The sequence below is a fragment of the Clostridium sp. genome, assembly GCF_036642255.1.
Classification (GTDB): domain Bacteria; phylum Bacillota; class Clostridia; order Clostridiales; family Clostridiaceae; genus Clostridium_J.
The window spans coordinates 147,339-161,480 of the sequence record NZ_JAVWDJ010000005.1 but is presented as its reverse complement, the minus strand read 5'-3'; the positions used below and the strand labels follow the sequence as shown (position 1 = coordinate 161,480).

General features: G+C 30.5%; 13 protein-coding genes. 2 read left to right on the top strand and 11 right to left on the bottom strand.

The genetic code is table 11. The annotated features are described in order from the left end of the window. Window positions 1-67 precede the first annotated feature (67 nt). From RR409_RS04450 to RR409_RS04410, 9 genes are all read right to left on the bottom strand, one after another. Window positions 68-1,210, bottom strand: a complete 1,143-nt coding sequence (locus RR409_RS04450) for a S1C family serine protease (RefSeq protein WP_332556520.1) — start codon at window positions 1,208-1,210, stop codon at window positions 68-70. Window positions 1,211-1,271: 61 nt separating this feature from the next. Then, a complete protein-coding gene (locus tag RR409_RS04445) occupies window positions 1,272-2,693 on the bottom strand; it encodes an ATP-binding protein (protein ID WP_332556519.1) in 1,422 nt (473 codons plus the stop codon). Further along, window positions 2,693-3,379: a response regulator transcription factor gene (locus RR409_RS04440; RefSeq protein ID WP_332556518.1), complete on the bottom strand. Its 687-nt coding sequence runs from the start codon at window positions 3,377-3,379 to the stop codon at window positions 2,693-2,695. Before RR409_RS04440 ends, RR409_RS04445 begins: the two co-directional genes overlap by 1 nt. A 269-nt stretch (window positions 3,380-3,648) precedes the next feature. Continuing rightward, a complete protein-coding gene (locus tag RR409_RS04435) occupies window positions 3,649-4,605 on the bottom strand; it encodes a ribose-phosphate diphosphokinase (RefSeq protein ID WP_332556517.1) in 957 nt (318 codons plus the stop codon). A gap of 494 nt (window positions 4,606-5,099) precedes the next feature. After that, window positions 5,100-6,479 carry a bifunctional UDP-N-acetylglucosamine diphosphorylase/glucosamine-1-phosphate N-acetyltransferase GlmU gene (gene glmU, locus RR409_RS04430; protein ID WP_332556516.1) on the bottom strand — a complete coding sequence of 460 codons (1,380 nt, stop codon included), beginning with the start codon at window positions 6,477-6,479 and terminating at the stop codon, window positions 5,100-5,102. Window positions 6,480-6,841: 362 nt separating this feature from the next. Beyond that, window positions 6,842-7,129, bottom strand: a complete 288-nt coding sequence (gene spoVG / locus RR409_RS04425) for a septation regulator SpoVG (protein ID WP_332556515.1) — start codon at window positions 7,127-7,129, stop codon at window positions 6,842-6,844. A 307-nt stretch (window positions 7,130-7,436) separates the two neighbouring features. Then, on the bottom strand, window positions 7,437-8,261 hold the full coding sequence (gene purR, locus RR409_RS04420) for a pur operon repressor (RefSeq protein WP_332556514.1): 825 nt from the start codon (window positions 8,259-8,261) through the stop codon (window positions 7,437-7,439). Between the two features lie 247 nt (window positions 8,262-8,508). Further along, complete coding sequence (locus tag RR409_RS04415; protein WP_332556513.1) at window positions 8,509-9,831, bottom strand: MFS transporter; 1,323 nt, start codon at window positions 9,829-9,831, stop codon at window positions 8,509-8,511. A 494-nt stretch (window positions 9,832-10,325) separates the two neighbouring features. Beyond that, window positions 10,326-10,589: a hypothetical protein gene (locus RR409_RS04410; RefSeq protein WP_332556512.1), complete on the bottom strand. Its 264-nt coding sequence runs from the start codon at window positions 10,587-10,589 to the stop codon at window positions 10,326-10,328. A 353-nt stretch (window positions 10,590-10,942) separates the two neighbouring features. Here RR409_RS04410 and RR409_RS04405 point away from each other — a divergent pair, with 353 nt between their 5' ends. Beyond that, window positions 10,943-11,425 (top strand): nucleoside deaminase, encoded by a 483-nt coding sequence (locus RR409_RS04405; protein ID WP_332556511.1) that lies wholly within the window; start codon window positions 10,943-10,945, stop codon window positions 11,423-11,425. A 103-nt stretch (window positions 11,426-11,528) separates the two neighbouring features. On the opposite strand, the gene RR409_RS04400 is transcribed toward RR409_RS04405, so the two are convergent. Both RR409_RS04400 and RR409_RS04395 read right to left on the bottom strand, forming a co-directional pair. Continuing rightward, a complete protein-coding gene (locus RR409_RS04400; protein ID WP_332556510.1) occupies window positions 11,529-12,143 on the bottom strand; it encodes a class I SAM-dependent methyltransferase in 615 nt (204 codons plus the stop codon). 288 nt (window positions 12,144-12,431) lie between these two features. Beyond that, window positions 12,432-12,662, bottom strand: a complete 231-nt coding sequence (locus tag RR409_RS04395) for a hypothetical protein (RefSeq protein ID WP_332556509.1) — start codon at window positions 12,660-12,662, stop codon at window positions 12,432-12,434. Between the two features lie 321 nt (window positions 12,663-12,983). Here RR409_RS04395 and RR409_RS04390 point away from each other — a divergent pair, with 321 nt between their 5' ends. Beyond that, complete coding sequence (locus RR409_RS04390) at window positions 12,984-13,940, top strand: DMT family transporter (RefSeq protein ID WP_332556508.1); 957 nt, start codon at window positions 12,984-12,986, stop codon at window positions 13,938-13,940. Window positions 13,941-14,142 lie beyond the last annotated feature (202 nt).

Genomic DNA, 14,142 nt, shown 5'->3' with positions numbered 1-14,142 from the left:
TAAACAATCAATATTCTGTTCTACATTGCTAAATAATTAAAAGTAGTATGCTCAACTCATACTACTTTTAATTATTTTCACTTATTTGAATATTTAAAATCTTATATTCTCCATTTTTAAATGCTTTGCATATTACAGTTTCTCCTGGCTTAGCCTTCTCTATTGCTTCATTCATATCCTTTATATATTTAATTTTTTTGCCATTGAACTCCACAATTATATCTGTAGGCCTTAACCCTGCTTTGTAAGCACTGCTATCCCTTATTACTTCCTTTATATACACACCTTGGATACCATCCTTACTCTCTGGAATAGCCTCTTCTCCATATATACCTATAATTGTTCTTAAGGCATTTTCCCCATTAAACAAATCATTTATAATAGGCTTAGCATCTTCTATTGTCATATAAAAACTACTTTTGATAGTTCCTTTTGCATGATTCATTGAAATGTTATTAATACCAATAAGCTTTCCATCTGTACTACAAAGGGCTCCTCCACTATTAATAGAACTTGGTAATATATTGGTCTTGATAACATTTAATGCAGAATGAACACCTGTATTTCTATCTATGGTTATAATTGGTTCACTAACACCTAAAACCATTCCAAGCTTAGTGTTCTCATCAAAAGCTTTTCCCATAGGATTCCCTACGCTTATGACTTCAATTCCATATTCCAACCCCACAGAACTTCCTAATTGCATTACCGGTAAATCATCTGCTTCAATTTTAATTATAGCTAAATCATAGGTATTATTAATTCCAATAATACTACCAGTATATACCGTGTCATTATATAATTTAACCTTAATAACCTTTGCACCATCTATAACATGATAATTGGTTAGTATATATCCACCTTCTTTAAAAATTATACCAGAGCCACTATCTACTTCTATGGAACGTGTACTATCTCCCACTACTTTAACTATGGAAACCACTGATTTGGAAGCTTGAGCCATAATACCTGTATATTTGCTATCATTTAGTACTGTAGGTACCTCATCGTCTCCTAAGGGGTCTTGCTTGCCTACCACACTATTTTCATTTAATATTACTGCAGCACAAACTCCAGAAGCAGATGCTATTAACAGGTAAATTAAAGTAAGTGCTATGAATCTATTTCTGTAGTTTTTCTTTTTCTTATTGAATTTAATTTTTCCCTCACAGGGTTCCTTATTGTCATTCACTTCTTTGAAATCACTCATAGTCTCACCTCACCTTTTAATATACTTGTCAATGAGATTTCATATAGGCTTACCATAAACTTTATACTTTTTTACTTAGATTTAAGGTAAATGTAAATATAACTCCATCGGCCTTATTTTCAACCCATATTTCCTCATCAAATAAAGTGATAATCTTTTTCACAATTGATAATCCAAGACCTGTACTTACCTTTTGCGTTCTTGATTTGTCTACCTTATAAAATCTATCCCAAATATATTTTATATCTTCTTCAGGTATTAGAGGGCCTTCATTAAATATTGATATATAAGCTTTTTTACCTTTGCTTTTGCAGGATATTGTGATTAACCCACCATCATCAGCATATTTAATAGCGTTATCTAGTAGGTTTGTTATAACTTGCATAATTTTATCTTCATCTGCAAGAACTATAAGTTCATCTTCTTCAAAAAAAACTTCCACATTAAGTTTCTTTCCCTTAACTCTTGCTTCATTTCTAAGTATACAAAGCCTTACAGTCTCATTAATATCAATACTCTTCATATCGAGGGTATACTTTCCTGATTCTACAGCGGAAAGATCTAAAAGCTCGTTAATAAGCCTTGTAAGTCTACCTATTTCCTCATAGGCTATTTGAAGATAATAATTATGCTTTTCTTCTGGTATAACCCCATCTATTATTCCACCAATAAATCCCTTAATTGACGTGATGGGAGATCTCAACTCGTGAGAAACGTTAGATATAAACTCTTTTCTATTTTGTTCAACCTTCTCTAGAGAATCCGCCATGACATTAAAGGATTCTGCAAACTCTCCAACTTCATCGTCAGTATGAATTTCTACCCTCTTATTAACATCTCCAGCTGCTATCTTTCTAGCTACTAAACTCATTTGTGATAAAGGATTTACTATTATTTTTTGAACAAAATAATAAATTACAATACAAGAAGCAATAACAAGTAAAACCGCCGAAACCCAGATAATCTTAAAAACATTATTTAAAGATTTATCCAAACTTTCCATTGATACATTTATTATCACCGCACCATTAAATTCTCCTTCAAGAGTTTTAATAGGTTCCCCTAAAACATAGGTTTTTTCCTGAAACATATCTCCATAGTTACTTATACTCTCAAAATAATTTCCCTTACTTAATTCCTCTAATTCCTGAACAAACAACTGTTTACCAATAAAAGTTTTAAATTTATTGGATGTAGCTATATAAACATATCCACTCTTATCAATAAGCAATATATCATCATTGATGTATCCTGAAATAAATATCAAAGAGCCATTTAGTTCTTCATAGGATATAGCTCCTTGCAAGTATTCGTTTGCAAATCTTTCTATAATAGCAATCTGATTTGTTAATTGCTCTTTTCTATTATTAAGAAAATAATCTTGAAACCAAAAGGATAAAAATGCTGCTATGATGGTAAAACTGATAGAAATTATCAAGGTGTAGGCAATTACCATCTTAGAAAATAAGCTGTTTTTAACCATTATTTCACCTCAAATTTATATCCAACACCCCATACTGTTTCAAGCTGCCAAGTCTCTCCTCCTGAAACTTTTTCTCTTAACCTCTTAACATGGACATCTACAGTTCTTGAATCTCCGGGGTAATCATACCCCCATACCTCACATAATAATTGCTCTCTTGTAAAAACTCTATTCTTGTTACTTGCAAGATAATATAAAAGTTCAAACTCCTTAGGTGGCATTTTTATTTCATTTCCTCTATAAGTTACATTATAGGAATTAACATCAATAACTAAATTATCAAAGGATAGAGTCTCCTTATTATCTACCTCAGAAGTATATCTTCTAAGCACAGCCTTAACCCTTGCCATAAGCTCCTTAGGTTCAAAAGGTTTAACTATATAGTCATCAGCTCCAAGTTCAAGTCCTAAAACCTTGTCAAAGGTTTCTCCCTTTGCTGTGATCATAATAACTGGTGTTTCATGATCCTTTCTAATCCACTTTAGTACATCTATTCCGTCTATGTATGGTAGCATAACATCAAGAAGAACTAATTCCGGTTTATAGCTTGAAAATAATTCTTGAGCCTCTTTCCCATTATTAGCCACTTTAACTGCATATCCTGAACTTTCTAAATACATTTTTATTACTTCGCATATATTTTTATCGTCATCAACCACTAATACTTTTGCAATTGTACCTTCCATTTCAAATCCTCCATTCTTAAAATAAAATAAACAATCTATACTAAAACTAAGTTACCTTCTATTTTACATCATTTTTACTTTGTATTATATAATAATATCCAATAAATAAGGATATTTTTCTTCAAAGTTAATATAATTTACAAAATATTAAGAAATAAAAAATGCGTTACCATTACTGTAACGCATTTTTTATATTTAAACAATTCATATTATACATGTTTTATGGATTGCAATTCACACAAGAACCCTTTATAAAGTTATAACTTTAATTAATCAAATAGCTTACTTACAGATATATCTTCATAAATTCTTTTTATTGCTTCTGCAAAAATTGGTGCTACAGATAAAATTTTAATTTTATCAATTGCCTTTTCTTCTGGAAGATGAATTGTATCTAACATTATTAATTCTTTTATCGCTGAAGCTTCGATTCTTTCTATAGCAGGACCTGATAACACTGCATGAGTACAGCAAGCATAAACTTCTTTAGCTCCCATTTTAACTAGAGCATTAGCTCCGTTACAAATAGTTCCTGCAGTATCAATCATGTCATCTATTAATATAACTTTTTTATCTTTAATATCTCCAATAACATTCATAACCTCAACTTCATTTGCTTTTGGTCTTCTCTTGTCAATAATAGCTATCGGTGCATTTAATCTATCAGCAAATTTTCTAGCTCTTGTAACACTTCCAAGGTCTGGCGAAACCACAACCACATCATCTTGATCAGCGAAGCCATTTTCAACGAAGTAGTTACTTAATATTGGTGCTCCCATTAAGTTATCCACTGGAATATCAAAATAACCTTGAATTTGAGCAGCATGTAAATCCATAGTTAATACTCTATCAGCTCCAGCAGCTGTGATTAAATCAGCAACTAATTTAGCTGTAATTGGATCTCTTGCTTTTGCTTTTCTATCCTGTCTTGCATATCCATAATAAGGCATAACTGCTGTAACTCTACCTACAGATGCTCTCTTAAAGGCATCAATCATTATTAATAACTCCATTAAGTTATCATTAACTGGTGCGTTTGTTGGTTGAATTACAAACACATCTAATCCTCTAACAGTTTCTGCAATATTTACAGATATTTCACCGTCACTGAAAGTTCCAACTTGAGACTCCCCTATTTTAAGTCCAAGTCTGTCTGCGATATCTTGTGCAAGCTTAGGATAAGAATTACCTGTAAAAATTTTAATGTTTTTTCCATGAGTTATCATTTATGTAGTCCTCCTATTTAATTAGTTTTAATTTACCAAAGTTAGTATAAGCTTATAGCCATTATATACTCTAGTAATAAGTACTATAAAGTTAGGAATCTAAAATAAACTAACAAGCAAAAGTCGCGGTTCATATTTTGCGTCAAGTATGAAAACAAATTTCATTGAAAGTTATGGCTATCAATAAATATTGTTGACACAGTATATCACAAAATACATTAGCAACCTAACTAGTTATTTTCTTAGATACCTTAATGCAACATTATATAAAAACAGAAGCAATAATTATATTGTATAATAAGCTTCAATTTTACGACACCTTAGGAATTTAACAACATTTTTAAAACAAACTCTCCAGTTGCTCCTAATTGAGTATTTTTCCACATGTTAAATTTAAATACTTTTGAAAATCATTAAAGTGAGTTAATTTATGAATCATTTAAATTGTGTAATTTATTTATATTATTTATTTCATAAAGTAGGGACTTAGGCCCCTACTCTTTTGATTTTCTTCCAAACTTTTTGTATACCCAATTTTCTTTATTAACTTGCTTTGCTCTTGCTATAGCTAGTGAACCTTCTGGTACTTTATTTGTAATTGTAGATCCTGCTGCAATATAGCTATCTTTTTCAACTACTACTGGAGAAATAAGATTTGTATTACATCCAACAAATACATTGTTTCCTATAATAGTTTTATGTTTTGCCTTACCATCATAATTCACAACTACTGTTCCACAGCCAAAATTACAGTTTTCTCCAACTTCAGCATCTCCTATATAAGTTAAGTGAGATACCTTTGTTCCATCTCCTATAGTAGATTTTTTAATTTCAACAAAATCTCCTATCCTTGCATCTTTCCCAATAACACTATCTGGACGAATATATGCAAATGGACCTACTGTAGTATTTTCTCCAATTTTACTATCTAATACAACTGAATTTTGTATTGTAACATTACTTTCAATAATAGCATTGGAAATTCTATTATTTGGGTACAATATACAACTTTCTTCTATCACAGTGTTTCCCTGAATTACATTTCCTGGGTAAATCACAGTATCCCTACCTATTTTTACATTCCATTCTATATAAGTGGTTTTTGGATCAATTATCACCACACCATTTTCCATATGCTTATTATTTATTCTTTCTCTCATAATGGCTTCTGCTACAGCAAGTTCTCCCTTAGAGTTTACCGCTGTAATTTCTTCTACAGGTACATCTACTGCTCCAACTTTTTTGCCTTCTTTTTTAAGAATTTCTATGACATCAGTTAAATAGTATTCCCCTTGATTATTATTGTTATTAAGTTTTGATAAAGTGTTTACTAAACTCTCTATGTCAAAACAATACATTCCAGAGTTAATTTCTTTAACCTTAACTTCTTCTTCACTACAATCCTTAAACTCTACAATTCTTTCCACTTCTCCAGAAGAATTTCTTATAATTCTACCGTATTTTCCTGGACTATTCATTATAGATGTTAATATAGTTGCTTTATAGTTTCCGTCCTCGTGATAGTTAACTAGGCTATTTACTGTATCTTCAGTTATTAGCGGGCCATCTCCAACAAAAATTGCCACTGTTCCGCTTTTATCCTTTAGAAAATCTTCTGCACACATCACTGCATGCCCAGTACCTAATTGCTCTTCTTGAACAGAATAACTAATATTTCTACTCTCTGTACCTTTTCTAACCTTTTCTGCACCTTTTCCAATTACCACAGTTATATCTTCAATTTTACAGTTTCTTATATTATCTATTACATGGTTTATCATTTCTTTACCGCACACCTTATGCAGTACCTTTGGTGTATCAGAATTCATTCTTTTGCCTTCACCTGCAGCTAAAATAATAGCACATTTATACAATTTTCAACACCTCTTTAACGAATAATTTGTATTATTATATTTAAATTATTAGTCACTTCTATATATAGCATACCTTCTCATTATATTTTATGTTACATTTTTTTTCAACATTAGAAGGCTTTATTAGAAAATTCAATTAACATAGGCCCTAATATATTTTGTTCGTCTTTATTGCAATCAATCCTTCATCCCTTATAACTCAAGTAATGTTATATTAACATTACTTTCTTATCATCTTTAGCTCTGCGCCTTCAGTTTCATGGTTCTCTCCATTTGCATGTATTCTTTTTGAAAACCTAATTAACTAAATCAATTTTTAATTATTTGAACAACAAAAAAAGGAGTTTGCCGCTCCTTTTTTCTTAGTAAGTTATTTCATCTACAACTGGCTCTTCATTTTTAACTTTTTCATATTCATCAAGAATAGCCTTTTGCATTTTTTCTCTCGTTTCTGTATTGATTGGATGAGCTATGTCCTTAAATTCTCCATCTGGGGTTTTTCTACTTGGCATAGCTATAAAGTTTCCATTTTGTCCTTCTATAACCTTTATATCATGAACAACAAATTCATTGTCTAAAGTTATGGACACAATAGCTTTCATTTTACCTTCAGAAGCTATTTTTCTTATTCTCACATCAGTAATTTGCATGAATTCCACCTCCAAGATGTTCTTGGAGTACTTATTCTCCATTGCCTTTTAAAATCCTTCTAATTTTCTGAAAAATTTATTATTTTCAGTTATATTTCTACATAATTTTATTTGGTGTCAAAAAAACTCCAGAGTTAAAGTGAATTTTAATAAAAATTTCAACATTTTAATTTTATAATTTAAAAAAGTTCAATAAATTCCAATCACATCTACAATGTTTTCAGCATGTTTCACGCAAATTATAAATATACCTTTAGAAATCTTATATCATCCTTACATTTTGAAATATAAATATTTAAACATTTATTTATATATCTTTAGAAGGATTAATTATGGCTACGCCATCATCATCTATTCCTGCAAATTCTACTAGTGCTACATAGTCTTTGATAAGTTTATCTTCCATCTCCACATTATCAATTAAGAATCCACAACCTAAAAGTTCACTGTCGAATTCATTTAGAAGTTCCTTAATACCTTTCGCTGTGCCTCCACCTCTCATAAAATCGTCAATAAAAATACATTTACTATTTTTATTCATAGACTTTCTTGAAAGCGACATACTTTGGAGCCTATTGCTAGAACCAGAAACATAATTTATACTCACTGTAGTCCCTTCAGTAAATTTACTATCATGTCTTACAGTAACAAGTTGTATTCCTAACTGCTTAGCTACCTCGTAAGCAAGGGGAATTCCCTTAGTTTCAATAGTTACTACATAGTCTACATTTAAATGAGAAAACTTTGATGCTAATTCTACTGCTGCATTATGTATAAGAGCTGGGCTGTAGGCAATATCCGTTATGTATAAAAAGTTCCCCGGTACTACTCTCCACTTTTCTCTCAATGCGCTACAAATCTCATCTAAAAAGATTTTCTTTTCGCTATTTGATATATTATTTATAAACTTAACTCCACCGGCAGCTCCAGCTACGGTTTCTATTTTTCCCATAGATAATTCTTCTAGAATTTCTCTTACAATAACAATATCTTCACTGACTGTTGACTTTGCTGCATTAAACAAATCTGTAAAAGTACTTAAATTTATAACTTTATTAGGATTTTCAGTTAGAATTTTAGTAATTCCAACTACTCTTTCATTCCTACTAAATTTATCACTGGCTTTTCCCATAGTCTCACAAAACCTTTCCGCAATTTATATAAGGCATCGAAATAAAATAATAAGTCAAAGATGCCTAAAATCTTCATTACTTATTTTATAGTTTTTTCCTTCATATTACAATTGCTTTTGTAAAGTATATTTTAAATTTATTATGTACTTAACTAATGATATATAAACATTTTGCGTTTTAGATGTAAAAAAGGAGTAATATTGCAATAAAATACTACTCCTTACTTGTTTTATATTAAAATAAGATCTACATATGTTGTTCTTCAATCACAGCATAGTGTTTCTTGCGCTCCCAAGCTTCTAGTCCTAGCATTACAGTAGACGCAATTATACAAATGATCCCTACAATCATCCATCCCCCTTCTATACTGGTAAAGTTCAGGATTTTGCCCATCCCAATAGGACCCAATGTATGGCCCATTCCAAAGATTATTGGGAGTACTGAACTCATTCTTCCTCTGTGAGATGCAGGAGTATGGTTTGCTATAAAAGGTGAGGTGCTAATTGCGAGAACAATTTCACCTAAGGTAAAGATTAATACACTTAGGAAAAAGTGTGGTAATGCATTAAAAAAACCTAACATTCCAAAACCTATGGCATATAAAAGCCCTCCATAAACAGTTTTCCTAATACTTTTCGTTTTCTGCAAAAGAAAAGTTATTAGTGGTGTAAATACTATTACTACTACACCATTAACTCCAGATAAAATACCAAAGAGCTTAGCCTTACTATCTGGGTATAAATCCATCACATGAATAGGCATCAAGAACCCCCATTGAGAGTAAGAAAAGTTAAACCAAAATATAATAAGAGCAAAATAAATAAGTATTGGTCTTTTCCTAAGAACAGAAAAAATAGATCCTTCTTCTCTTCTTTCTAAAGCCCTACTTTCATCCTTAATTTCTTCCTTAGTTGTATGGATAGTTTCTTTAATAAAGAATGTAATTAGTGCCAGGGATAATAAGGCTGTAATAGCATCTCCTATAAATATTAAGTGCATATTCTTTTCATAGAGAATCCCCCCAACTACTGGACCTATTGCGAATCCTAAGTTCCACCCCATATAAGATAAAGAGTAGGCTGCTTCTCTATTTTCATGAGTTGTAATATCTGCCATTAGGGAGTCATGAGCAGGCCCTGCTGCCACCATACAAGCTCCCGCTAACATAATTGTATAAACCATATTAATACTTGGTTCCATGAAACTACAAGCAATATATAGCATAGCTGCTAGAAAATCAAATACCACTATAACTTTTTTTCTTCCAATGGTATCTGCAAGCTTTCCGCCAATTATCGAAGCTGGTAGATATAAAAATCCCGATGCACTGATGTAGGCTCCTGTCATTTCGTCAGAAAGTCCTATGCTATCCTTAAGAATAATTGTAAGTAAAGGCATAACAAAGCAGCCTAATGCATTAATAACTTTAGAAAGAAATATTATATATACTTCCCTTGGTAGTCCTTTATAAGGCTTAAATAATTGTTTCAGTTTTTTCATTTTTAATTTCACTCCTTTAACAAAACCAACTTGTTCATTATTAATAAAAAAAGCCGCAGATGCTTCCATGTGGGCACATCCACATGAAAACTCTACGACTTTATATTTTACATTTTATATTTTTAGGAATCAAAATCATCAGAATTTCATCTTACTTAATTTTAATTACACGAGAAATCACAAGAAAACATTTTCTTATAATTCTAAAAAAATAAAAAGTCATAGAGCTACATACAACCCCATGACTTAAAATAACATATTCATTACTTTAAATTCTCATATTAAGGTCGCTTAGCATAATATTAAATAAACTTTCTTTTTTATTTCTTAAATTTAGATTTTTCATTATTCAACGACCTCCTTTTTAGAATATTTTCAATAATACAAATATACTATAAATTTACAATTAAGTCAATTAATTATTTACAGTTTTTTCTTGTACCATTTAACTCTTACTTTTTGTCTTTTCTTTATTGACTAACCACATAGATTTTCATTTTATAATTCAGTTAAAACAAAAGCAGTACCTAAACTATAAATTTAGATACTGCTTTTTATAAAATTTAAAATTCATATACATCTACAACCTTAGCCACATAATCATCCATACCTGAAGTAGCCAGCACTGTTAGAGTCTTATTTCCTTTAATCTTAGCTGTATAACCTTGGACTTCATTTTTATCACACTGTTCATCCCGAATTACTTCAATGTCTCTTTTGCTTCCGACTTCATAATCTTCTAATATATCTGCAATTCGACTTTCCACATGACCTGTTGGACATTCTAGTATTTTTATTCTCTCTATTGCATCCTTCATATTTGTCATAGCATTTTCCTCCCAATGGCCTTTGTTTTATTTTTATTATTTCACTGATATTATTTTTAATTCATAGTTATACAAATCACATCTTTGCCTTCCAAAAATGATTAAACCTATAGAAGAAAGCTGATGTATATCAGCTTTTTAGAAGAAATTCATAGTACATTCAGTAAAAAGTTGATATAATATATACAAAATATGTTAATTTCAAGGATTATAATTTATATCAATTTGCTCTTTACGGATTATTTAAAACTAAATATGTAAACTAAAGTTAAAAAAATCTACTATAATTTTATAAAATTTTACAAAAGATTTTATTGTTTATTTACTAAATCTATTTTATTTGGGGGATAAAAATGATTAATAATTTTAATGAAATAAACCATGAGAAATTTATGCAAGAAGCTATAAAGGAAGCTAATGAGGCTGGAACTAGAGGAGATAGGCCTATTGGTGCAGTAATAGTACACAATGGAAAAATAATTGCCCGTGGTTCTAACAGATTCTACACCGCAGATAATGAAATTGCTCATGCAGAAAACACTGCTATATTTAGTTGTGCTTCTTACTTGAAAAAATATGGTAGAGAATGCATTCTATACACCACAGTGGAGCCTTGCATAATGTGCTTGACTACTATAGTAATGGCTAATATCAGAAATGTTGTCTATGCCGTAGAAGATAAGTATATGAACATGAATCCTTTTATAGAGTCTAACCCCTATATTAAGGACAGGTTGCACAACTACCTTGGTGGAGTGTTGATGCAAGAATCTTTAGATGTTATAAACAGTTATTTTCCATTTATGGCTAAAGTTATTTTGGAAGGAATTAAATAAGAAACTATTCAAAGCACTAACCCTAGAGCTGTACTTTTTATTTAGGACAGTTCAAGAGTTAGTGCTTTTTTCACTGTTTCTTTAATGATTTTATATTAAATATTTATTTCTTTTTTCCTATCATAATAAATAGAAAATAATCTATTTTTTCATCACCTATTGATTTTTTATCAGTATAAAAAACTCTAGAATTTATGTCTTTTAGCCCAATATCCTGTAATTTACCCTTTAATTCTTGTGCTTCAAAGCCATGATGTCCTCTAAAGTCCTTTTCCGCCTTATGAAAACTTCCATCGTCTTTAACTAAATCAACAATACATAAATAGCCTTCAGGATTCATTAAATTATATAGAGCTATTAAAGTTCCGTTTATGTCTTCAACATGATGCAATGCCATAGATGTATAAATCACATCATATTTTTCATTTAACATTTGATTTTTGCTTATATCTGTTTCATAAGCTACCATGTTATGTATTTTATACTGCTCTTTTTTTAAATTAACTACATCGATCATACCCTTAGAAGTATCTATAAGGGTTATAGCCTTAAATGTGTCATGAAGATTAAAGCTTATTAACCCCGTTCCGCAGCCAAACTCTAAAGCAGTACAATTTTCTTTTATGGGAATGGACTTTTTTATTTCCTGTGAAATAATTTTTGCTCTTTTAACTCTATATTCATCATCCCAAGTTATAGCTCTATCATCAAAGTTCATTTTATCCTTCTCCTTTTAATCCTACTCCATAACATTATAACAAATATCACATAGGTACTTTAACCTATTTACTTTTAAATATTTTATATTAAAAAACTAGAATATCTTTCTTTAGTATAACCTTTTACTTTTCTCTTTTATATAATAACGCTTTACTTGACACACCTTATTGTCAATATGAAACTCCATTTTTCCTAGATCATCCAGATGTTTCTCCTGGAAAAAAAATTAATTTTCCTATATAATAAAAAATCACGAGAATCTCACCCGTGATTTATATATAATAACTTAGTTACATGCCAACAACCTAGCCGTCATTGGATTACTCTTTGTAAATTCGTTAACTTCTTCAATGTTTCTTGCTTTAAAAATAAGTTTTCCACCATTTTTATTTAAAATACCACCACAAAGCATATACTTAGAAGCTTCCTTCATTGTATTCTCTATAAATGACATTCCTTCAAGTCCTTTTCCATCCGCTTTATATTTTAACTCTATTAAAAATTCCTTGTTACCCATCTTTTACTCCCCCTAGTTTGTTTCCGCAATTAACTATTCACAGTATATCGAACAACAGTTCGCATGTCAATAGAATTACAAAATTTAATTTTTATATTGTTAATTTTAGTAGCTTGTCTTACAATACAATATGTATGTTTAACCCTAAGAAAATATTACTTCCAAAAATAATTTTTATATTTCCTACAAGATAGCTAAGCATTCATATATCTTAGTTAAGTTTCGCCTAAAAATATAGGCTAACACAAAGTTATACTTAGATATATCTTGTTATATGCCCTATAGAGAAAATCAAAACTTAACATACTTAGGAGGATTTTCATGAAAAAGAAACGTTCAGCACTACCGATATTTGCTGGTATCACAGCTTCTTCTATCTTTGGATTAAGCTTTATGTTTTCTAGTGTTGCCTTAAAACTAGTAGATACCTTCACTTTACTTTCCTTTAGGTTTTTATTGGCTTTTGCTATTATGTCTATACTGGTACTAACTAAAGTTATAAAGGTTGACTATAAGGATAAAAACTTAAAATCTCTATTTATTCTTGGACTTATGCAACCAATAGTGTACTTTATATTTGAAACCTATGGAATTAAAAATTCCTCTAGCTCCATTGCTGGGGTGATGATTGCACTAATTCCAATAACCGTAGCTCTTTTTTCAGCTTATTTCCTAAAAGAAAAGCCAACTTCTCTTCAATGGATGTTTATAATAACTTCAGTGATTGGAGTAATATTTATTATAATAATGGGTGGAAACTCTTCTGGTTCCATGAGTTTCATGGGCATTATATGTTTACTTATAGCAGTTCTATCTGCTACTGTATTCAATCTTCTATCACGTAAACTTTCCAAAGAATTTAGCCCTATAGAGATCACCTATTATATGATGGGTCTCGGCGCTTTAACATTTACAATAATGTCGATAATTCAACATATACTGAAAGGGACATTATCACAATTCTTTGCTCCCCTTGGAAATAAGAGTTTTGTAGTATCCTTAATGTATCTTGGAATATTATCTTCTATAATTGCTTTCTTATTTATTAACTACTCCTTATCAAAGTTAGAGGCATCAAAGTCTGCTATTCTTGGAAACTTCTCTACTATAGTATCTATAATTGCTGGAGTAGTATTCTTAAAAGAGGACTTTAGACTTTTCCATTTAGTTGGTTCTGCACTGATTCTAATAGGTGTTTGGGGTACTAACTATATTGGAAGCAAAATTCCTAAGGACACTTTAGAAGGAGCCATTAAAAATCAAAGTAGTGAGTTATAAAATTAAATCCTCATAGGCATGTTGCTTATGAGGGTTTTTCTCTTGGTGTCAATTATATTGCAAGTGGCAAGTGTATAGTTATATGGGTATTTTTACATTATAATTAATTCCATTAATTATTCCGGACTCATGATTAGCCAAAATATCCACGTTGTAAAATTGCACCATATAATTACACCTAGCTATACCTTAATTAACCCAA